The sequence below is a fragment of the Nocardioides sp. P4_G4 genome, from assembly GCF_056401085.1.
Map to the genome: position 1 here is coordinate 22,713 of NZ_JBFUKA010000066.1, position 20,897 is coordinate 43,609.

The window sequence follows — 20,897 nt, forward strand, 5'->3', positions numbered from 1 at the left end:
CCTAGTTGCCGTCAGGCGGGCACCTTCGCCGCGTCCGCCTCCGGCGTCCCGGGCCGGACACGACGTCGCAGCAGGACGTCCTTGAGGGCCAGCGCCGGCCGCTCGACGAGGTGCCACGAGAGCACCGCCAGCGCCAGGGTGATCGCGAGGACGACCAGGTAGTTGGCCGCCGTCCCGTGCACGCCCCACACGTCGATCACCAGCTGCTGCACGGGGAAGGCGTAGAGGTAGAGGCCGTAGGAGAAGTCGCCGAAGCGGGCCGTCCGGGCGACGTACGGCGTCCGCGCGAGGCCGATCGTGAGCACGGCGTAGGGGATGGTGATCGCCGACAGCTCCAGGCCCCAGCCGGGCCACACGCTCGACACGACCGTCTGCAGGGCGATCATCGCCACGGCCACGTCGGTGCGCAGCCGGAACCACGACCACGTGGTGAGGGCCAGGCGCAGGAACGCGCCGCCGGCGAAGAACACCCACAGCAGGGAGGCGTCGCGCAGCCGGACCGCGTAGAAGACCGGTGACTGCTCCTGCGGCACCTCGGCCAGGTAGATCGTCACGCCGACCGCGACCAGCGCCGCGAAGGGCCGCAGCAGCCGCGGGAAGAAGAACAGCAGGGGCGCGGCGAGGTAGCACAGGAACTCGACGAACAGCGTCCACAGCGAGCCGTTGACGGCGCCCGGGAGCGGGAGGTCGTTCCACACGCCCGGCAGCTGGAACTGCACCCACAGCCGGATGTTGTTGGTGATGTAGTCCATCGTCCACGGGTGGGCGAAGTACTCCTCACGCGGCAGCGTGGTGACCAGCGGCCCCAGGACCAGCGCCGTCAGCAGCACGACGACCACCAGCGCCGGGAAGATCCGCAGGCACCGGGCCAGGAGGTAGGTGACCGGGTTGCGGGTGCGCTGGAAGCTGGCGGTGATCAGGTAGCCCGAGATCGCGAAGAACAGGATCACGCCGAGGGTCTGCAGCGGGTGGCCGAAGACGAGCGGGATCTGCTCGGGGCGTCCGCGCAGCGCGAACGAGTGCGCGAACATCACCGTCAGCGCGCCCACGACGCGCAGGAAGTCGAAGTTGTTCGACCGGTGGCCCTGGTCGGCGTGCGTGGGCCTCATGTCAGCCGATCGTGGTGAGCCGCTGGGTGGCCCGGGTCAGCACGACGTACAGCGTCGCGCGGCCGGTCGCCGACTCGTCCTCGATCTCCTGCGGGCGCACGACGACGATGCCGTCGAACTCCAGGCCCTTGGTGTCGAGACCGGTGAGCACCACGACGCGGTCCTCCCCGCTCGGTGCCACCGACGAGTCCACGGCGGCGCGGGCGCCGCGCGCGTCGTCGGCCAGCTCCGGCCAGGACGCCAGCCAGGCGTTGACCTCGGAGCGGCGGGCCACCGGCACGACGACGCCGACGGTGCCCTGCACGCCGGCGGCGATCTCGGTGACGGCGGCACGGGTGGCGGCCTCGAGGTCGGGGGTGTCCGGCAGCTCGCGCGGAGCCTCGCCCGTGCGGCGTACGGCGTCGGGGAGGTCGGCGTCGAGACCCACCCGCTGGGCGTACGCCGCGGCGTACTCGTAGATCTCGGCCGAGTTGCGGTAGTTGGTCGAGAGGTGGAACTCGTGGAGCTGCTTGCCCTCGAGCGCCTCGGCGCGGGCCTCGGCGCTCTCGGCCGGCACCGGCCACGAGGACTGCGCGGGGTCGCCGACGATCGTCCAGCTGGCGGTGCGACCACGCCGGCCGACCATCCGCCACTGCATCGGGGTGAGGTCCTGCGCCTCGTCGATGAGCACGTGCGCGAAGCCGTCGTCCTCGATGCGGTGGGTGGGCGGGGCCCAGGCCCGACCCGTCGGGGCGTACTCGCGCTCGGAGGCGGTGGTGAGCTCCTGGAGGTCGACACCACCCTCGGTCGCGGTCACGGTGTCGTCGCGGTCGTGGTCGGCGTCGGTGCGCAGCGGCACGTCCCCGAGCGCGTAGCGCAGCTCGTCGAGCAGGGCGACGTCCTCCACGGAGAGGCCGCCCCCGGTCCACGACTTGCTCAGCAGGCGCTGCTCCTCCGGCGTCACGACGCCCTCGCCGACGCGGGCGAGGACCTCGGGGTCGGCCAGCCAGCCCAGCACGGTGGGCGCGTCGAGCGGCGGCCACCACGCGGAGGCGAAGTCGACGAAGGCGGGCGTGGACAGCATGTCGTCGTTGAACGCCTCGCGGCCGCGCTCGCGACCGCGCTCGCCGCGCACCTGGCGCCACATGGCGTCGAGCAGGGCGTTGGCCACCCGCGGCAGCTGGCGGTTGCGTCGGCCCTGCGTCATGAGCTGGCGGCGGACCCGGCCCAGGACGCCCCGGTCCAGCACCAGCCGGTCGTCGCGCCAGAACACGCTGTACTCGGTCGGGCTGCCGGGCGCCTGCTGGCGCGCGGTGCGCCGCATCAGCTCGGCCATCCGGGCGGCGCCCTTGACGTCGGCCACCGCCGGCTCGTCGTGGCGGGTCGCGCGGACGCCGTCGATGACCTCGCCGAGGCTGCGCAGGGCGACGGCGGTCTCGCCGAGGCTGGGCAGCACCCGCTCGATGTAGCGCATGAAGACGCCGCTGGGCCCGACGACGAGCACGCCGCCGGACTCGTAGCGGCGCCGGTCGGAGTAGAGGAGGAACGCCGCGCGGTGCAGCGCGACGACCGTCTTGCCGGTGCCCGGTCCGCCGGAGATCGACACGACGCCCTTGCCGGGGGCGCGGATCGCCTTGTCCTGCTCGGCCTGGATGGTGGCGACGATGGAGTGCATGCTCCGGTCGCGGGCCCTGCTGAGCTGCGCCATCAGCGCGCCCTCGCCGATGATCGGGAGGTCGGTCTCGGCCTCGGCGTCGAGGAGCTCGTCCTCGACCCCGACGACCGTGCGGTGGTCCGCGCGGAGCACGCGGCGGCGGATCACGCCCTGGGGCTCGGCGGAGGTGGCCTGGTAGAACACGGCGGCCGCGGGGGCGCGCCAGTCGATGAGCAGCGAGTCGCGCTGGGCGTCGCGCAGGCCGATCCGGCCGATGTAGCGGGGCTCGGTGTCGATGGCGGCGTCGAGGTCGAGGCGTCCGAAGACCAGCCCCTCGTGGGCGGCGTCGAGCTGGGCGATCCGCTTGGCCGCCTGGAACACCATCGCGTCGCGCTCGACGAGACCACCCTCGTGGCCGAGCCGACCGCGGCCGTGGCCCTCGGCGGCGAGCTGCTGGGCACTGCGGGCGCTCGCCTCGAGCTGGACGTAGACGCGGTCGACGTACTCCTGCTCGGCCGCGATCTCGCGTCCCTCGAGCTCTTCGCTCACTCCGGCTTCCCCCTGTGCACGTGCATCTTCGCGGGCTCCCACACCCGAGACGGCAGAAGATCCAGCCTACTAGGCCGCGGGCCTCGACGAAGAAGTGACGAGACGGCCGGGACGACGCGCCTACTTCCGGCGGTTGAGGAAGGCGGTCATCGCCTCGCGGGCCTCGTCGCTGGCGAAGAGGCTCGCACTGAGGGCCGCCATCTCGGCGCCGCCCTCGTCGATGCGGCGGACGAGGTCGGCGTTGAGGATCCGCTTGGACTCGCGCAGCCCCTGCGGCGCGCCCGTGGCCAGGCTGGCGCACACCTCCGCGACGCGGGCGTCGAGGTCGACGGCAGGGACGCTCTGCGTCACCAGTCCGTACGACGCCGCCTCGACGCCGCTGAAGACCTCGCCGCCCAGGGTGGTGAGCGCCGCGGCCCGCGGGTTCATCCGGTGGTGCACGGTGAGGCTGATGATCGCCGCGGCCAGCCCGAGCTTGACCTCGGTCAGCGCGAAGGTCGCCTCGTCGGCGCTGATCGCGATGTCCGCGGCGGCGACGATGCCGATGCCGCCGGCCCGGACGGCGCCGAGGTTCTTGGTGACGACGGGCTTGTCCAGCGTCACCACCAGGCGCTGGAGGTCGACGATGCGTCGCGCCCCGACCTCCATGCCCTCGGTGGTGGCCTCGCCCAGGTCCGCCCCCGAGCAGAAGACCTTGCCGGAGCTCCCGATCAGCACGACCCGGACGTCGTCGTCGGCCCCGGCGCGCTCGAGGTGCGCGAACAGCTCGGTCACCAGCTGCCTGCTCAGGGCGTTGCGGTTGTGGGGCGAGTCGAGGGTGAGGGTCGCGACGGCGTCGGCGACGGCGTAGTGCACGAGCTCCCCGGGTGACGTGGTCATGGCCGTCATCCTGCCGCAGACCCATCCGAGCGGCTCGCGGCGCCGAACACCCGACGTGCTCACACGACTGCTCCAGGCCCTGTACGGCGTCCTCGCGACCCTCCTCGGGATGGCCGCCGCCCACCTCGTGGCGGCCCTCACGGTGCCGGCCGCCTCCCCCGTGCTGGCGGTGGGCTCCACCGTCATCGACCTCACCCCCACCCCGATGAAGGAGTGGGCGATCCGCACCTTCGGCACGGCCGACAAGGCGATCCTCGTGGGGTCGGTCCTCGTCGTCGTGCTGATCCTGGCCGGCGTGGCCGGGATCGTGGCGGCCCGCCACCTGGTCGTCGGCATCTGCATGCTGGTCGGCCTCGCCGCCGTCGCGGGCGTCCTCGCCCTGCTGCGGCCCAGCGCCGGAGCGCTCGACCTGCTGCCCAGCGCCGTGGCGGCCCTCGTGAGCGCCCTCACCCTGACGGGTCTCTACCGCGTGACGGGCGACGCAGCCGCACCCGCGACGGCCCCCAGGACGCCGGCGGTGACACCCGCCGGGCGCGACACCGGCGGTACCGACCACGCCGAGGCGACCCCGTCGTCCGCGTCGCGTCGTACGGTCCTGATCGCCACCGGCGGCGCCGCCCTCGCCGCGGCCGCCATTGCGGGCGCGGGCCGCTGGGTCTCGCAGATCCGCCTCAGCGGCACCGACATCACCCTGCCGACCGCGGCCCAGAAGGCCACCGCGCTGCCGGCCGGGCTGGAGGAGCGGGTCCCCGGGATCTCGGCGTTCCGCACCCCCAACGACGACTTCTACCGAGTCGACACCGCCCTCACCGTCCCGGCCATCGACGTCGACTCGTGGTCGCTGACCATCGACGGCGACGTCGACCAGGACGTCGAGCTGTCCTTCGACGACCTCGCCGCGATGCGGGTCGTGGAGCGCGACATCACCCTCACCTGCGTCTCCAACGACGTGGGCGGGCCCTACATCGGCGCCGCACGCTGGCTCGGCGTACCCCTCCAGGACGTGCTCGGCAAGGCCGGGATCGACTCCACCGGGGCCGACCAGATCCTGTGCACCGACGTCGACGGCATGACCATCTCGGTGCCGCTCAAGGTCGCCCTCGACGGCCGGGACGCCCTCCTCGCCCTCGGCATGAACGGCGAGGCGCTGCCCCGCGAGCACGGCTTCCCGGTGCGGATGGTCATCCCCGGCCTCTACGGCTTCGTGAGCGCCTGCAAGTGGATCACCCGGATGACCCTCACGACGTACGACGACCAGCAGGCCTACTGGACCGAGCGCGACTGGGCGATCGACGCCCCGATCAAGCTCTCCAGCCGTATCGACACCCCCAAGCCGCTGTCGGACAGCAAGCCCGGCAAGACCTTCATCGGCGGCGTGGCCTGGGCCCAGGGCGTCGGCATCGAGGGCGTGGAGGTCCGCATCGACGGGGGCGCCTGGCAGAAGGCCGAGCTCGGTCCCGACGCCGGCGACGACTACTGGCGCCAGTGGTTCTACGAGTGGGACGCCGAGCCCGGCCAGCACTTCGTGGCCAGCCGCGCCACCAACAAGGACGGGGACGTCCAGACAGCCGTCCGCGCGGCGCCCTTCCCGGAGGGCTCGAGCGGCATCCAGGAGATCGCGGTCAACGTCGGCTGACCGTCGTTCAGCACGGTCGTCGACGACGACAGCAGCGGTCCCGTCCGGGGCCCGGGCCTCAGGGGAGCCCGGGTCCCGGACGTCATTTCGGCGGCACCTCCCTCGCGTCCCACATTTGTTCGGGGATTTCGCGACCGGGACCAATCCACCCCGAGCGCGGTGCCGAACCACACCCGTAAACCTGCCGGGGACCCCCACGGCCCCGGAGCCACTCACGAAAGGCAGTTCCCTCATGAACCGCATTGCTCGCACGTCCGGTCTGGCCGCTCTCGCCCTGACGATGTCCCTCGGAATGGCTGCCTGCGGTGGTTCTGACGAGGCCGACTCCGCCTCCGACGAGACCACCAGCAGCGCCTCGGAGACCCCCATGGAGTCCGAGTCCCCGATGGAGTCGGAGTCCACCGACGCCATGGGTGCCGCTGACGGCACCTTCGGCGAGGGCTGCGCGGCCATCCCGGCCGACGGCGCCGGCTCCTTCGACGGCATGGCCACCGAGCCGGTCGCCACCGCCGCCTCCGCCAACCCGCTGCTCAAGACCCTGGTCGCCGCGGTGACCAAGGCCGGCCTGGTCGACACCCTGAACTCGGCCGAGGGCATCACCGTCTTCGCGCCGACCGACGACGCCTTCGCCAAGATCCCGAAGAAGACCCTCAACGCGGTCCTCAAGGACAAGAAGACCCTGACGGCGATCCTCACGCACCACGTCGTCCCGGAGACGCTCACCACCGACAACCTGGCGGGCACCCACCAGACCCTCAACAAGGACGAGCTCGTCGTCGAGGGCTCGGACGAGATGTTCACGGCCGACGCCGAGGAGCAGGCCAACATCATCTGCGGCGGCATCCAGACGGCCAACGCGACGGTCTACGTCGTCGACACCGTCATGATGCCCTGATCAGTTCGCCTGATCTCAGCTGATTGTCCGATCAACGACGGCTAGGCAAGGATCACACACGTGGACCACATCAGAGCCGTACCTGACGGGGCGCCCGCACCGGGCGCCCCGTCGGGGGCCTCCCCGGGCTCCTCGGCCGGAACCAGTGCCGCCGAGCTCGCCTCGCTCCTGCAGCGGTGCAGCCGGGGGGACGAGGGCGCCTTCGCGCAGGTGTACGACGCCACGTCGTCGCGTGCCTACGGGCTGGCGCTCCGCGTCGTACGCAATCCCGCCCATGCCGAGGAAGTCCTCCAGGAGGCCTACCTCGACGCATGGCGCAGCAGCAGCCGCTACGACCCCACCCGGGGCAGCGCACTGGGCTGGCTGCTGACGATCGTGCACCGCAAGGCCGTCGACCGGGTCCGCTCGGCCGAGGCCGCCACCCAGCGGGACGCGACCTACCACCGCGAGACCCGCCAGGTCGACCACGACCAGACGGCGGAGGCCGCCCACTCCTCGCTGGAGGCCCAGCGGGTGCGCGGCGCTGTCTCCACCCTCACCGCCGTGCAACGCGAGGCGGTCGAGCTCGCCTTCTTCGGCGGGTACACGCACACAGAAGTGGCCACGATGCTCGACGTACCCGTCGGCACCGCCAAGACCCGCATCCGGGACGGACTCATCCGGCTGCGTGACGCTATGGGAGTTGGGTCATGAGCGACATCCACCAGTTGACCGGCGCCTATGCGCTGGACGCGGTCGACGACATCGAGCGCGCCCGTTTCGAGCAGCACCTCACCGAGTGCGAGGACTGCCGGACCGAGGTCGCCTCGCTCCGTGAGGCCGCCGTGCTGCTCTCCGAGACGACGCTCGCCACCCCGCCGCCCGCCCTGCGCGAGTCGGTACTGGCCGGCATCTCCCAGGTCCGCCCCCTGCCCCCCGTGGTCCAGCGCACCCCGGTGGTGCAACGCCGGTGGTTTCCCCTCCTCGTCGCCGCTGCGGTGGTGGCGATCCTCGGGGTCGGTGCGGCCATCTGGCAGCCCTGGACCCCCTCGCAGGACGCGTCGCTGAGCGCCGCCGACCAGATCCTCACCGCCCCCGACGCCCACTCCGTGGCCGTCGACCTGGGCAAGGCAGGCAAGGCCACCGTGACGCTCTCGGAGTCCGTCGGCAAGGCCGTCATCACCACCGACGGCATGGCCCCCGCCCCCGAGGGCAAGGTCTTCGAGCTGTGGTTGCAGTCACCTGAGGGCGAGATGGTCCCCGCCGGCCTGATGCCGCCCGGTGAGGACACCCAGATGGTCCTGGAGGGCGACGCCGCCACCGCCACCGCGGTCGGTCTCACGGTCGAGCCCGAGGGCGGTTCCGAGGAGCCCACCCTGCCGCCGGTCGCGCTGTTCGACTTCTCGCAGGCCACGTGAGCACGACCGCCCCGCGACGCATCGCCGTCGTCGGCTCCGGCGTGGCCGGACTGACCGCCGCGTACGTCGCGTCCCGGACCGCGCACGTCACCCTCTTCGAGGCGGACGAGCGACTCGGCGGTCACGCCGACACCCACGTGGTGCCCACCGACGACGGCGACCTGCGCATCGACACGGGCTTCATCGTCCACAACCGGCGCACCTACCCGACGCTGCTGCGCCTCTTCGCCGAGCTGGACATCGCCACCCAGCCGTCCGAGATGTCGCTGTCGGTCTCCGACCGCGAGACCGGCGTCGAGTACGCCGGCGCCCTCGGTGCCCGCGGCCTCTTCCCGACGCGCGCCGCGATGACGTCGCCCGCCCACTGGCGGATGCTGGCCGAGATCCCGCGGTTCCACCGCCGGGCCCGGGCCCTGCTCGCGGCCGGCGCGAAGACGTCGTACGCCGGCGGACCCCTGGGTGCGAGCACGTATGACGTCGGCCAGGACCAGACCCTGCGGGCCTTCCTCGACGAGGGCGGCTTCAGCGCCCACTTCGTGCGGCACTTCATGGAACCGCTGGTGGCGGCCGTCTGGTCGTGCGACCCGGCGACGTCGCTGGACTACCCGGCGCGCTACCTCTTCACGTTCCTCGAGCACCACGGGATGCTGGGCATCTTCGGCTCGCCCGAGTGGCGCACCGTCACGGGCGGCTCGGGCACCTACGTGGCCGCCGTCGCCGAGCACCTGCACGAGATCCGCCTCGGGACCAAGGTGACCTCGGTGCGCGAGACCACCGACGGCGTCGAGGTCACCGACGGCAACGGCGAGACCTCGTCGTACGACGCCGTGGTGGTCGCCACGCACCCCTCGCACGCGCTGAGCATGCTGGAGGCGCCCACGGCGCTCCAGCGCGCCCTGCTGACCGCGATGCCCTACTCGCCCAACACCGCCCTGCTGCACACCGACACCTCCCTGCTGCCCGGTGCGGAGGGTGCACGCTCGTCCTGGAACTTCCAGCGACCCCTCGACACCGCCGGGGCGGTCACCGTGACCTACGACCTCACCCGTCTCCAGCGGCTGCCCACCGAGACCCACTACCTGGTGACCCTCGGCGGCGAGCACCTCGTCGACCCGGCCACCGTGATCGACCGGATGGAGTACGAGCACCCGCTCTACACCCCCGCGTCGGTCGCCGCCCAGGGCCGGCTCCCGGAGATCGACACCGACCGGCTGGCGTTCGCGGGGGCCTACCACGGCTGGGGGTTCCACGAGGACGGCGCCCGCTCCGGGCTGGCCGCCGCCACCCGGCTCGGTCTGGAGTGGGTGCGCCCCGAGAAGGCCGCCCCGGTCCGCCCGGGTCGCTTCGAGACCACCATCCGGCACACGCGTCGTACGCCGATGCAGCGCAGCTTCGAGCACCGCTCGACGTTCTGGCTCGTCGACCTCGACGACCTGCCCGACCACGGCCGGCTGGCCCGCGTCGAGGCGCGCGACCACCTCGGCGACCCCGGTGCCACCCTGCGCGCCAACGTCGAGGGCTTCCTCGGCGACAACGGCGTCTCGCTGGGCGCCGGCCCCGGGTCCGGCCGGATCCTGATGGCGGCGCACCCGCGGTCCCTGGGCCACTGCTTCAACCCGATCAGCGTGTTCTGGTGCTTCGACCACACGGGCGCCCAGGCGGCCGTCGTGGTCGAGGTCCACAACACGTACGGCGACCGTCACGCGTACCTCGTCCACCCCGACGCTCAGGGTCGCGCCCGCACCGACAAGGCGATGTACGTCTCGCCCTTCCACGGCGTCGACGGCTGGTACGACATCGCCGTGCCGGTCCCGACCGACCGGCTCGACATCGCCGTCACCCTGCGCGGCCACGGCGCCGCCGACGGCGACTCCGCACCGTTCAGCGCCTCGCTCACCGGCACCCGCAGCGACGTACCGCTCCGCCGCACCCTGGGCGCGGCCCTGCGCGGGAGCCTGCTCATCCGCGTCCACGGCATCTGGCTGTGGGCGCGCCGCCTGCCCGTCCGTCCCCGCCCGACCCACCACCAGGAAGGTGTCCGATGACGCTCGACAACGCGCCCGCCACCGACGCCGATCAGGCCCGCGCAGCCGCCGACAGCCTCCCCTCGCTCGAGCCGCTCCGCCCGGGACCGCGCACCGCGATCTCGGCCGCGGTCGCCCGCAAGCTCTTCCGTGCCGCCGTACGCCGCCTCGCGGTGCGCGTCGTCGAGGAGCCGACCGGGCTGACCTTCGGCCAGGGCGGTCCGGTCATGACCATCCACCGCCCGGACGAGTTCTACGCGCGGCTCGGCCGCGACGGCCTGATCGGGTTCGGCGAGTCCTACCTCACCGGGGCCTGGGACGCCGACGACGTGGCCGGATTCCTCACCGTGCCGTCGGCCCGCATCGCCACCCTGGTCCCCGGGTCGCTGCAGAAGCTGCGCGCGCTGGTCACGCACCGCACGCCCAGCCACCACGTCAGCACCGAGGACAACAGCCAGGCCAACATCTCGCACCACTACGACCTGTCGAACGACCTGTTCGCGCTCTTCCTCGACGAGACGCTGAGCTACTCCTCGGCGCTCTTCGACACCTCGCTGGTCGAGACCCGCGACCCGGCCGCCGACACCGACCGCTTCCTCGTGGCGGCACCGCCCGAGGGCGCTGAGAGCGGCCACCCGAGCACCCACTCCCCTGACTTCGCGGCAGCGCAGGGCCGCAAGATCGAGCGCCTCCTCGACCAGGCCGGCGTCACCGAGGGCTCCCGGGTCCTCGAGATCGGCACCGGCTGGGGGGAGCTGGCCATCCGCGCCGCCCGCCGCGGCGCCGAGGTCCACTCGATCACCCTCTCGGTGGAGCAGCTCGAGCTCGCAGAGCGGCGGGTCGCCGAGGCCGGATTCGCCGACCGGGTGCGGATCGAGCTGCTGGACTACCGCGCCCTCGGTGCGGACGGCGCGACGTACGACGCGGTGGTCTCGGTCGAGATGATCGAGGCCGTGGGCCACGAGTTCTGGGGCACCTACTTCCAGACCATCGACCGGGTGCTCGCCCCGGGCGGCAAGGTGGCCATCCAAGCCATCACGATGCCGCACGACCGGATGCTGGCCACCCGCGGCACCCACACCTGGATCAACAAGTACATCTTCCCCGGCGGCTTCCTGCCGAGCACCGAGGTGATCGACCAGGTCACCCGCGACGAGACCGGCCTGCGCCTCACCGAGCGGCTCTCCATGGGCAGCCACTACGCCGAGACCCTGCGCCGCTGGGACGAGACGTTCCTGGCCTGCCGCGACGACGTGCTGTCCCTGGGCTTCGACGACCTCTTCATGCGAATCTGGCACTTCTACCTCGCCTACTCGCAGGCCGGCTTCGCCAGCGGCTACATCGACGTGCAGCAGATGACCTTCGGCCGGGAGGCCTGATGACGACCACGGCCACACCGACCCGGACGACGACGGGGATCGCGCAGCGTCTCGCCGAGGCGGCCCGACCGTTCCTCGCCGGCGATCTGCCCGTGCGACTGCAGGTGTGGGACGGCTCGGTCGCCGGGCCCGAGGACGCGCCGCTGGTCGTGCTGCGCTCCCCCGACGCGCTGCGCCGCCTGCTGTGGCACCCGGGCGAGCTGGGCGCCGCGCAGGCCTACGTCACCGGTGAGCTCGACGTCCCCGAGCAGGACGGGTGGGACCTCGACTCCGCCCTCACCCACGCCTTCGCCGTCGGTGCCGAGCGCGGCCTGTCCGGCCCCCGGCTCTCGCCGCGCGCCCTCGTGGACGCGCTGCGCACCGCGGCCGGCCTCGGCGTGCTGAGCCGCCCGCCGGCGCCGCCCGCCTCGCAGGCACAGATCAGGGGCCGGCTGCACACACTCGGTCGCGACCGGTCGGCCATCAGCCACCACTACGACCTCTCCAACGAGTTCTACTCCCTGATCCTCGAGCCGCAGATGGCCTACAGCTGCGGCTACCACGCCACCCCCGACACCCCGCTCGAGGAGGCGCAGCGCGCCAAGCTCGACCTGGTCTGCACCAAGCTCGGCCTCGAGCCCGGCATGCGGATGCTCGACGTGGGCTGCGGCTGGGGATCGCTGTCCCTGCACGCCGCCGAGCACTTCGGCGCGCAGGTCACCGGCGTGACCATCGCCGCGGAGCAGAAGAAGTTCATCGATGCCCGGATCGCCGAGCGGGGCCTGCAGGACCGGATCGAGATCCGCCTCCAGGACTACCGCGAGGTGCCCGAGCGCGACCACTTCGACGCGGTCGGCTCGCTCGAGATGGGTGAGCACGTCGGCCAGGCCAACTACCCGACGTACGTCTCGGTGCTGCACCGGTCCGTGCGGCCCGGCGGCCGGGTGCTGGTCCAGCAGATGTCGCGCCAGGGTCAGGGCGGCGGCAAGCACCCCGGCGGCGGCCCGTTCATCGAGTCGTTCATCGCCCCGGACATGCACATGCGCCCGGTGGGCGAGACCGTCGGCCTGATCGAGGCCGGCGGGCTCGAGGTCCGCGACGTGCACGCCATGCGCGAGCACTACGTCCTCACCGTCGCCGGCTGGATCGAGCGCTTCGAGGCCAACCTGCCGCGGCTCACCGAGCTGGTCGGCGAGGAGGTCGTGCGCGTCTGGCGGCTCTACCTCGTGGGCGGCGCGATGGCCTTCCGCGACGGCCGCATGGGCGTGGACCAGATCCTCGCGGTGCGCCCCGGCGCCCCGCACACCCTGCCGGCCGTGCGCTCGTGGTGACCGCCACCCTCATCGGGCTCGCCGCCGTCGCGGTGGTGATGGGGGTGACGGTCGTCGTCAGCCGCACGGTCGGGCGGGTCGCGGTCGTCGACGTCGCGTGGGGGCTCATGTTCGTGGCCGTCGCGATCGCCGTCGCCGTCTGGTCCGCCGACTGGCACTCCTGGCTGCTCGCCGGCCTGGTGACCGTCTGGGGCGGGCGCCTGGCCTGGCACATCGGCAAGCGCTCGCGCGGACACGGCGAGGACCCGCGCTACGCCGCGCTCCTCGGCGACGGCGGCTTCGCGCTCGCGGTCCGCAAGGTCTTCCTGGTCCAGGCGTTCGCGGCCCTGGTCATCTCGCTGCCGCTGATGGTGGCCGGCGCGTACGACGTCCGCTGGACGTGGCTCGTCGCCGTCGGGGCGGTCGTGTGGCTGGTCGGGCTGGTCTTCGAGTCGGTCGGCGACGCCCAGCTCGCGGCGTACAAGGCGCAGCCGAAGGAGACCAGGCCCCCGGTCATGGAGCGCGGCCTGTGGCGCTACACGCGTCATCCCAACTACTTCGGCGACGCGTGCGTCTGGTGGGGCATCTGGCTCGCCGGCGCCCTCGCCACCGGCTGGTGGCAGGGTCTGCTCACCGTCATCGCCCCGATCGCGATGACCTGGTTCCTCGCCTTCGCGACCGGGGCGAGGCTGCTCGAGCGGACGATGATGAAGCGTCCCGGCTACCCGGAGTACGCCGCGCGCACCTCGATGTTCGTGCCGTTGCCGCCGCGCACGCGGGTCTGATCTCAAGAACCTGTCAACCGCACCCCGCAGCACCCGGGCATGGGGTAGAACCGTTCCTCGTGCCCTTGTTCGACCCTGCCACCGGTCCGCAGGTGCCCGACCCCCTCGACGAGTGCGTGGCGTCGATGCTCGCCGGTGACGGGGCGTCACTGCGGACGGTCTACCGGCAGGTCCACCCGCCGCTGCTGCGCTACCTGACGGTCGTCGTCGGTCCGGACGACGCCGAGGACGTGGCCAGCGAGGCATGGGCCCAGGCGTTCCGGGACCTCGACCGGTTCAGTGGCGGGGCCGACGGCTTCCGGGGCTGGCTCACCACCATCGGACGCAACCGGGCACTCGACCACCTGCGCCGGCGTCAGCGCCAGCCCCGCGCCGACGTCGAGCTGGACTACCTCCTGGACCGGCCCGCCGAGGCGGACGTGGAGGCCACCGTCGTCGCCGCCCTCGGCACCGAGGCCGCGCTGTCCCGGGTCGCCGGGCTGCCCGTCGACCAGGCCGAGGCGATCATGCTGCGGACCGTCCTGGGCTTCGACGCCCCCACCGCCGCCCGCATCCTGGGGAAGCGGCCGGGTGCGGTGCGCAGCGCCACCCACCGTGGCCTGCGGGCCCTCGCCCGGCAGCTCGAGCCGGAGCCGTCGAAGAACTTCTCGTCAGGCCGTGACACTTCGCCGGTCCTTGACGCTGAGGGTCCGAGATGAGCACCCCAGACCTGTCCCGCCGCGACGCCGACCGCATCATCGATGCGCCGGCCGAGTCCGACCACCCGGTCGGTCACGCGCTGCAGGCCCTGTGCGCTCCGGGCACCACGGCTGAGCTGCTCCGCGAGGACGCGACGATCGCGCAGCTCCGTGCCGCCCGTCTCGCCCCTGCGCCCCGCGCGGGCTCGCGCCCCGGGTCCCGGTCGGCCGCGCTGGGGGCCGTCATGGCCACCGGGCTCGTGGTGGCCCTGACCTCGGGCGGCTTCGCGCTGGCCGCGACCGGGCGACTCCCCGACCTGCCGGACCTGCCGGGCCAGGCGGGCCAGGCGTCGGAACAGCCGTCGCGGCACCCGTCGGAGCGGGTCACCCAGACGGTCACCCAGCCCCCGGCGTCGCCGACGGGGCCGGTTGGTGGATCACTCACGGTCGGTGCTTCACCCACGTCGCAAGCGGCCACCGGGAAGCCGAGCGCCAAGCCCACCCAGGCCGCCACCGGCAAGCCCGCCACCAAGCCCACTCAGGCTGCCACCGGGAAGCCCGCCACCAAGCCCACCCAGGCTGCCACCGGCAAACCCACGGCTGTCCCCTCCGCGACGGGCCAGGGCCAGGCCCCCGAGGCCAGCACTCCCCAGACCCCGGGCAAGCCTTCGCACACGGGCAAGCCTTCCGAGCCCGGCAAGCCGGAGAGCACCGGCCGGCACTAGAGACCTTTCTCCTCCCCCCGGGCCGAGACGGCCACCCCCTCCCCCCAGGGGTGGCCGTCTCGTGCCGTCCGGGCCAGACTCGGAGACATGGACGCCGTCGAGGCAGCCTTCGCCGCCCACCCCCGGGCGGGATTCTTGCCGGCATCCGTACGCCGGCGGGCCGCCCACGACGGCCCCCTGGCGATCGCCGCAGGCCAGACGAATTCGCAACCGCGCACGGTCGACGCCATGCTGCGGCTGCTCGACGTACGACCCGGCGACCGCGTCCTCGACGTCGGGTCCGGGTCGGGCTGGACCACGGCCCTGCTCGCCCACCTGGTCGGTCCCACCGGCGAGGTCATCGGTGTCGAGCTCGAGCCCGAGCTGGTCGCCTTCGGCTCGACCCGCCTGGCGCCCACCCACCAGCCCTGGGCGCGGATCGAGCAGGCCACGCCGGGCGTCCTCGGCGACCCGGACCACGCGCCGTACGACCGGATCCTGGTCTCGGCGGAGCCCCGCTCCCTGCCGGACGAGCTGGTGCGGCAGCTCGGACCCACCGGTCGGATGGTGGTCCCGGTGGCCGGATGGATGACGCTCGTCGTCATGCCCGGACCGGCGGTCACCGAGCACGGTGCCTACCGTTTCGTGCCGCTGCGCTGAGGCCTCGCCGTCCGGCGTGCACGACGAAGGCAGTTCGCCGGCGTGCGTCGCCCTTCCCGCCTGCGCGCCCGCCGACCCGCGACGAACTGCCTCGGCTGTGTCTCGTTTCCGCAGCAGTAGGTTCGTCCCGTGCAGCTGAGCCCCCGCGAGGACGTCAACCGGCGGATGCTGCGCGCCCGGGACGAGATGGACCGGCGCTACGCCGAGCCCCTCGACGTACCGACCCTCGCGGCGATCGCGCACCTCTCGGGGTCGCAGTTCGGACGGGTCTTCAAGGAGGTGTACGGCGAGACGCCGCACCGCTACCTCCAGCGCCGTCGGGTCGAGCGGGCGATGACGCTGCTGCGCCAGACCGACCGGCCGGTGACGGAGGTGGCGTGGGACGTCGGGTTCGCCAGCCTGGGCACCTTCAGCCGGACCTTCTCCACGGTCGTGGGGTGCTCACCGTCGGAGTTCCGCGCGAAGCACGAGCCGGTGCACGTGCCGTCGTGCTTCATCGCGGCGTGGACCCGCCCGCGCGAGAGCGCATCAGGGACAGCGGTTTCGGAGAAGCGGACCTGCCCCGACGCTGACTAACGTCGTCGTCATGACCACCAACCACATCACCTCTGTCCGCATCAAGTCCCTCCCCGTCCTCGACCAGGACGAGGCGCTGGACTTCTACTCCACCCACCTCGGCTTCGAGGTCAGGGACGACATCGACCTCGGCTTCATGCGCTGGCTGACCGTCGCGCTGCCGGGTGGCGAGCAGCTCCTCCTCGAGCTCGTCGGCGGACCCCAGCACGACGAGGACACCGCCGGCCAGGTCCGCGAGCTCGTCACCAAGGGCGCGCTCGGCGGCCTGTTCCTCGTCAGCGACGACGTCCACGCGACGTACGCCGCCCTCCGCGACGCCGGTGTCGAGATCGCCCAGGAGCCGGTCGAGCAGCCGTACGGCGTCGACTTCGGCATCCGCGACCCCTTCGGCAACCACATCCGCATCAGCCAGCCCAACGAGGCCCCTCAGGAGGTCATCCAGGAGCGGTACGACGCGGCGAAGGCCTGACGGTCGGCGCGCCGGCCGTCGGACGCGGGCGCCGCTCAGCCGCCGGTCGAACGGGCCCGCCGGCGGTCCCTGGCCCGGGCGAGCTGGCGCATCGCCAGGCGGCGACGCCACACGTGCAGGCCGGCGGCCAGCAGGCCCAGGGCGGGCACGCCCACCAGCGCCCACGCCCACAGCTCGCGCGGACCCTCCTCCCACGCCTTGTCCCGATCGGGCGAGACCCACATCCGGACGTGGTCGCCGACCTCGTGGCGCACCGGACCGCACCGCCGGAACGTGCTGAGGTGACCGACTCCCGTGTCGTCCAGCCAGCCGAGCCGGTAGACCGCCCGCTGGCCGGAGTCGCAGCCGCTCTCCAACCGGGCGTCGACCACGGTGGTGTCGGTCCGCGTCGTGCCTCCCAGCATGTGGGCACGATCGTCCGCGGGCCCGAGGAAGATCATCAGGCCCATCACCAGGCCGACCGCGAGCGCCCAGCCCCAGCCGGCCAGCCAGCTGCCTCGTGGAGACACCTCCTCGAACCCGGGCCGGGGGTCGCTCACTGCGGCCTCGCGACCTGGTCGGCCAGGCGGGCCGGAGCCTGGAGGCAGTAGGAGTCGGTCAGCAGCTCGGCCAGCTCCTCCCAGTCGGTGCCCTCGTCGAGCAGCAACCCGATCGTGTTGTTGCCCCAACCCGAGCGGAAGTACGGGTCGCCGAGGTGCTCGAACGCCGCCACCTCGTCGGGCTCGCCCCGGAAGACGATCCGGAAGAGCTGGTCCTCACCCCCGAACACGTGGGCGACCGTCGCGCTCCCGACCCGCCACCGGGTGCCCGTCCACGCGGCCTCCTGCCGGCACTGCGGCAGTCGCCCGAGGACGGCGTCGATGCGCAGCACCCACTCCTCGGGCACGAGGGGACGGTCGGCGAGAGCCACGGGGACAGGCTAGGACCCGCCACCGACGGCGCGACGCCCCCACCGACCCGGGGCACCCTCCTCAACGCGCCGGACGCACGCGCAGCCTCACTGTCCGGTCGACCGGCAGGGCCACGGCGGTCCCCGAGTACCGCAGCACCAGTGGGCGGCGTCCGGTCGAGATCCGCTTGGTCGACACCCTGATCACGACAGATCCGGCAGCGACCGTGGCGGTGCCGCGCCGCTTGCCCGCCAGCACGGCCGTGACCTTGCCTCCGTCGGCCCAGGGTCCGACGTCGAACGTCAGCACGATCGACCGTCCCTGACGGACACCCTTGGCCCGCTTCTTCGTGGTGGCCGCAGGCTCGCGGAGGGTGGGAGCCGCCTTCGCCACCACACGGGCGGGAGTCGTCGCGGTACCGGGCGTGAGTCCCGGCCCGCTCCCCGACACGGTCACGGTGAGGAGGTGGCCGACGTCGGCCGCGACCGGTGTGTACCCGGCCGTGGTCGCCCCCGGGATCGGGGTGCCGCTCCGGTTCCACGCATAGCTCAGGGAGGTGACGCCCGGCCAGGTTCCGGGGGCCACCGCGAGCGGGTTTCCGAACCTCGGCTCGCCCGCGATGACCGGCCCGAGCGTCGGGGCCGCCGTCGGACTCGGGGGGGTCGCCGGGCCCACCGGGACCACAGCACCACTGGGCGCCGAGGCGGGGCCCTCGCCGTACGTCGTGAGGGCGGTGACGATGAAGGTGTACGGCTGTCCGTTGGTGAGGCCGGCCACGACACAGGACGTGGCGCCGCTCGTGGTGCAGCCGCTGACGCCGTCCGAGGCCACCACCCGATAACCGGTGACGTCGACACCTGCCACCGGGGCAGGGGCGGCCCACGAGACCGCCGCCGACCGGTCACCTGCCACCGCCGACACGCCGGTCGCCCCGCGCAGGATCGGCTGGTGCCACCGCAGCGTGAACGGTCCGCCGCGCTCGGCGCCCTCGGCCACGTGGCCCACGGCGATCCGGTACTCGGTCCCGGCGACCGCCTGGAACTGGATCCGACTCCGCAGGGTGGCACCCGGCACCACGTCGTTGTTGCTCGCGACGTGCGTCAGCGCGGAGACACCGGTCCCGGTGTACGCCGCGAGCACCGTGTCCCCGCCCTGGTCCAGGGTGTCGAAGGAGACCTGGCCCGAGGCGGGGGCCGACCAGCGGTACCAGACCGACCCGGTGAAGATCCTGCCCACGTGCCTCGGCTCGCCGCCCTCCTGCGTCGAGTACTCGTCGTTGCCGGCGACCGTCCCCTCGGCACCGGTCAGCTGGACGGCGTCGGGGAAGTAGTCGTTCAACGGCCACGTGTCGACGGTGAACGACAGCTCGCCCGCCGACACGTTCGTGCCGTCGTAGTACCCGCCCACCTGGAAGTAGTAGGTCTGGCCACCCTGCACGAGCCGGTCGACCAGGTAGGAGTAGCGGTTCGTGCCGTAGTCGTCGTTGCACCCCATCGGGGCCAGGCCGCCGAGCGTCGTGCCGCGCCACATGTTGAGCACCGTGTCGGCGGTGCTGCCGTAGGTGTGAGCGGAGATCATCATGTCGCGCGGCGGCGTGAACCGGTACCAGACGGTCCGCCCCAGTGGGCAGCCCGGCTGGGCCGTCTCCGCCGCCTCGACGGTCGCCAGCGTGAGGTCCGTCCGGTGTCCCCACCGACCCGGGCCGGCCACCGCGGCTGCGGCGAACTGGTCGTTGCGCGGGGCCGCGTCGGCCGGGCCGGTGAAGGTGGCGGTCATCGACGCTCCCGGGTCGCCGATGGCGCTGATCGCCGCGCCACTGGCCGACCCGTCGTTGTACGCCGTGCTGGGCACGGTCGCCGGGCCGAGCTGGCGCTTGCCGGCGCTGCCCGGGAAGAGGTCGCCGGCGTCACCCTCGTTGCCGATGCCGTCCAGCTGGTCGAGCCCGTCGGCCTCCACGACGTCCACGAGCCGGGACCCGGTCGTGTGGTTGGTGTCGTTGCTCTCGTCGACGTGCAGGACGAGCAACCCGTCGCCGGGCAGTGCCTCGTCGTACGAGCCCGGGGTCCGCTGGCGGTTCTCGACGAGGAAGTACTCGCCCCCTCCGGGATCCGAGCCGGACCAGTCGAACCCGAAGGGGTTCTGCCCGAGCTGCACGGCCGTCGTGGTGGCGGTCCCACTCGCCGCCGCGCTGATCGTGCGGGTCGAGGAGCCGGTGATGCGCGTGGGCGTGATCCAGCCCAGGGTCGCCCGCGACCACGCGTCGAGGAGCACGGGGGTCTCCCCGAACCAGGTGTCGGAGGGGACCCGGGTCCACTCCCCGGCAGCCATCAGGCTCCAGTCCCCGACCGCCTCGGAGTCGTAGTCGTAGTCGTAGAGGTCGGGCAGCTCCAGGTCGTGGCTCAGCTCGTGCACGATGATGCCGACCGTCGCCTGGTGGGTCTGGTGCGTCGGGTCGGCGGGGCGAGCATGCATCTCGCCGAACTGGGTGTAGCCCCACCCGCCGACCCAGGTCCCGTCCACCCGGGGGATGTCCTCGCCGATGAGGTAGCTGCGATGCGCCCACACGTTGTGCTCCGGGTCGGTGCTGCCGTAGCTCGCATCGAAGCCGGCCGCCACCACCGTGATGTGGAGCTCGTCGTTGCGGATCACCCCGTTGCCGTCGGTGTCGTAGGCCGCGTAGTCGACGAAGGGGTCCGCGGCGATGATCGCCTTGCGGGTCGCCACGTCGTTGCCGTACTTGTCGCCGACCCACCCCGGGTTGGGCATGTCCAGGCTCACCCACCCGACCACCCCGTCGTTCGGGGCGCCGCTGGTCTCGCCGGCCGGGGTGAGGGTGAAGTCGCCGTACGACGCCTTCTCGAAGTAGTCGCGCACGCTCCTGCCCGCCCCGAAGAACCGGTTGCTCCACTGCGCCGGCGTCGTGCCCAGGGAGGGCCGGTCGGTGAACTGCGCCAGGATGACGAGGGAGGGCGCGGAGCCGACGACGGGCGCGGGCGAGGGGGTGGGGGCCGCATCCTCCGGGTCACCGGACGACGCGAGCGACGCTCGGCTGCGCAGGCGCGCGACCCCCTCCTCGACACGGGTGCCCCGGTCGGGACCGGTGCGGCCGACGGAGCGCTGCTCCAGCGCCCGACCGGCCACCACCTCGTCGCGGAGGTGCCGTGGCCCGGTCGGGTCGTCGCGTCCGGCCACGAGCGGGCTCGCGGTGAGGGTGCCGTCGGCGCGCTGGCGGGCGTAGACCCAGAACCCGTCGGCGCGCCGCACGAGCGTGTGGCCGGAGGCGCTCTCGAGGCCGCTGTACCACTCGTCGCCCCACTGCCGGACCACGATGCGGTCCCCGTCGGGC

Annotated in this window: 19 protein-coding genes; 13 read left to right on the plus strand and 6 right to left on the minus strand. The window is 72.9% G+C overall.

What is annotated here, in order from left to right; all coding sequences use genetic code 11:
* Positions 1 to 11 precede the first annotated feature (11 nt).
* The 3 genes from AC1DQF_RS15500 to AC1DQF_RS15510 form a co-directional block, all read right to left on the minus strand.
* On the minus strand, positions 12 to 1,109 hold the full coding sequence (locus AC1DQF_RS15500; RefSeq protein WP_477526116.1) for an acyltransferase family protein: 1,098 nt from the start codon (positions 1,107 to 1,109) through the stop codon (positions 12 to 14).
* Between the two features lies 1 nt (position 1,110).
* Complete coding sequence (locus AC1DQF_RS15505; RefSeq protein ID WP_477526117.1) at positions 1,111 to 3,291, minus strand: HelD family protein; 2,181 nt, start codon at positions 3,289 to 3,291, stop codon at positions 1,111 to 1,113.
* A 120-nt stretch (positions 3,292 to 3,411) separates the two neighbouring features.
* Entirely contained in the window at positions 3,412 to 4,170 is a 759-nt protein-coding gene (locus AC1DQF_RS15510; protein WP_477526118.1) for an enoyl-CoA hydratase-related protein, read from the minus strand.
* Between AC1DQF_RS15510 and AC1DQF_RS15515 the strand changes: the two genes are divergently transcribed.
* The 13 genes from AC1DQF_RS15515 (at position 4,169) to AC1DQF_RS15575 (ending at position 16,661) form a co-directional block, all read left to right on the plus strand.
* The gene (locus AC1DQF_RS15515) at positions 4,169 to 5,806 is read left to right on the plus strand and encodes a molybdopterin-dependent oxidoreductase (RefSeq protein ID WP_477526119.1); all 1,638 of its coding nucleotides are present in this window, start codon (positions 4,169 to 4,171) and stop codon (positions 5,804 to 5,806) included. The two genes, AC1DQF_RS15510 and AC1DQF_RS15515, sit on opposite strands and share 2 nt — an antisense overlap.
* A 232-nt stretch (positions 5,807 to 6,038) precedes the next feature.
* Complete coding sequence (locus tag AC1DQF_RS15520; protein WP_477526120.1) at positions 6,039 to 6,701, plus strand: fasciclin domain-containing protein; 663 nt, start codon at positions 6,039 to 6,041, stop codon at positions 6,699 to 6,701.
* A 60-nt stretch (positions 6,702 to 6,761) separates the two neighbouring features.
* Entirely contained in the window at positions 6,762 to 7,394 is a 633-nt protein-coding gene (sigK, locus tag AC1DQF_RS15525; protein ID WP_477526121.1) for an ECF RNA polymerase sigma factor SigK, read from the plus strand.
* Positions 7,391 to 8,098 (plus strand): anti-sigma factor, encoded by a 708-nt coding sequence (locus AC1DQF_RS15530; protein WP_477526122.1) that lies wholly within the window; start codon positions 7,391 to 7,393, stop codon positions 8,096 to 8,098. The genes sigK and AC1DQF_RS15530 overlap by 4 nt, the downstream gene beginning before the upstream one ends.
* On the plus strand, positions 8,095 to 10,143 hold the full coding sequence (locus AC1DQF_RS15535; protein WP_477526123.1) for a DUF1365 family protein: 2,049 nt from the start codon (positions 8,095 to 8,097) through the stop codon (positions 10,141 to 10,143). The genes AC1DQF_RS15530 and AC1DQF_RS15535 overlap by 4 nt, the downstream gene beginning before the upstream one ends.
* Positions 10,140 to 11,501, plus strand: a complete 1,362-nt coding sequence (locus tag AC1DQF_RS15540) for a class I SAM-dependent methyltransferase (protein ID WP_477526124.1) — start codon at positions 10,140 to 10,142, stop codon at positions 11,499 to 11,501. Before AC1DQF_RS15535 ends, AC1DQF_RS15540 begins: the two co-directional genes overlap by 4 nt.
* On the plus strand, positions 11,501 to 12,811 hold the full coding sequence (locus tag AC1DQF_RS15545; RefSeq protein WP_477526125.1) for a class I SAM-dependent methyltransferase: 1,311 nt from the start codon (positions 11,501 to 11,503) through the stop codon (positions 12,809 to 12,811). The genes AC1DQF_RS15540 and AC1DQF_RS15545 overlap by 1 nt, the downstream gene beginning before the upstream one ends.
* Positions 12,805 to 13,575, plus strand: coding sequence for a DUF1295 domain-containing protein (locus tag AC1DQF_RS15550; protein ID WP_477526126.1), 771 nt, complete (start codon positions 12,805 to 12,807; stop codon positions 13,573 to 13,575). Before AC1DQF_RS15545 ends, AC1DQF_RS15550 begins: the two co-directional genes overlap by 7 nt.
* A 59-nt stretch (positions 13,576 to 13,634) precedes the next feature.
* Entirely contained in the window at positions 13,635 to 14,273 is a 639-nt protein-coding gene (locus AC1DQF_RS15555; RefSeq protein WP_477526127.1) for an RNA polymerase sigma factor, read from the plus strand.
* The gene (locus tag AC1DQF_RS15560; protein ID WP_477526128.1) at positions 14,270 to 14,977 is read left to right on the plus strand and encodes a hypothetical protein; all 708 of its coding nucleotides are present in this window, start codon (positions 14,270 to 14,272) and stop codon (positions 14,975 to 14,977) included. The genes AC1DQF_RS15555 and AC1DQF_RS15560 overlap by 4 nt, the downstream gene beginning before the upstream one ends.
* A gap of 87 nt (positions 14,978 to 15,064) precedes the next feature.
* Positions 15,065 to 15,616, plus strand: coding sequence for a protein-L-isoaspartate O-methyltransferase family protein (locus tag AC1DQF_RS15565; protein WP_477526129.1), 552 nt, complete (start codon positions 15,065 to 15,067; stop codon positions 15,614 to 15,616).
* Between the two features lie 129 nt (positions 15,617 to 15,745).
* Complete coding sequence (locus AC1DQF_RS15570) at positions 15,746 to 16,192, plus strand: helix-turn-helix domain-containing protein (protein ID WP_477526130.1); 447 nt, start codon at positions 15,746 to 15,748, stop codon at positions 16,190 to 16,192.
* 10 nt (positions 16,193 to 16,202) lie between these two features.
* Positions 16,203 to 16,661, plus strand: a complete 459-nt coding sequence (locus tag AC1DQF_RS15575; RefSeq protein ID WP_477526131.1) for a VOC family protein — start codon at positions 16,203 to 16,205, stop codon at positions 16,659 to 16,661.
* Between the two features lie 35 nt (positions 16,662 to 16,696).
* Here the strand turns inward: AC1DQF_RS15575 and AC1DQF_RS15580 are convergent, their stop codons facing one another.
* From AC1DQF_RS15580 to AC1DQF_RS15590, 3 genes are all read right to left on the minus strand, one after another.
* Entirely contained in the window at positions 16,697 to 17,200 is a 504-nt protein-coding gene (locus AC1DQF_RS15580; protein WP_477526132.1) for a hypothetical protein, read from the minus strand.
* Positions 17,197 to 17,571: an MmcQ/YjbR family DNA-binding protein gene (locus AC1DQF_RS15585; RefSeq protein WP_477526133.1), complete on the minus strand. Its 375-nt coding sequence runs from the start codon at positions 17,569 to 17,571 to the stop codon at positions 17,197 to 17,199. The genes AC1DQF_RS15580 and AC1DQF_RS15585 overlap by 4 nt, the downstream gene beginning before the upstream one ends.
* A 61-nt stretch (positions 17,572 to 17,632) precedes the next feature.
* On the minus strand, positions 17,633 to 20,897 hold a 3,265-nt coding region (locus tag AC1DQF_RS15590; RefSeq protein ID WP_477526134.1), incomplete at its 5' end, for a M6 family metalloprotease domain-containing protein.

Coding starts and splice junctions, on each gene's coding strand:
- AC1DQF_RS15500 (WP_477526116.1), bottom strand. CDS start 1,109: ATGAGGCCCACGCACGCCGACCAGGGCCACCGGTCGAACAACTTCGAC.
- AC1DQF_RS15515 (WP_477526119.1), top strand. CDS start 4,169: ATGGCCGTCATCCTGCCGCAGACCCATCCGAGCGGCTCGCGGCGCCGA.
- AC1DQF_RS15510 (WP_477526118.1), bottom strand. CDS start 4,170: ATGACCACGTCACCCGGGGAGCTCGTGCACTACGCCGTCGCCGACGCC.
- AC1DQF_RS15520 (WP_477526120.1), top strand. CDS start 6,039: ATGAACCGCATTGCTCGCACGTCCGGTCTGGCCGCTCTCGCCCTGACG.
- AC1DQF_RS15530 (WP_477526122.1), top strand. CDS start 7,391: ATGAGCGACATCCACCAGTTGACCGGCGCCTATGCGCTGGACGCGGTC.
- AC1DQF_RS15540 (WP_477526124.1), top strand. CDS start 10,140: ATGACGCTCGACAACGCGCCCGCCACCGACGCCGATCAGGCCCGCGCA.
- AC1DQF_RS15545 (WP_477526125.1), top strand. CDS start 11,501: ATGACGACCACGGCCACACCGACCCGGACGACGACGGGGATCGCGCAG.
- AC1DQF_RS15560 (WP_477526128.1), top strand. CDS start 14,270: ATGAGCACCCCAGACCTGTCCCGCCGCGACGCCGACCGCATCATCGAT.
- AC1DQF_RS15565 (WP_477526129.1), top strand. CDS start 15,065: ATGGACGCCGTCGAGGCAGCCTTCGCCGCCCACCCCCGGGCGGGATTC.
- AC1DQF_RS15575 (WP_477526131.1), top strand. CDS start 16,203: ATGACCACCAACCACATCACCTCTGTCCGCATCAAGTCCCTCCCCGTC.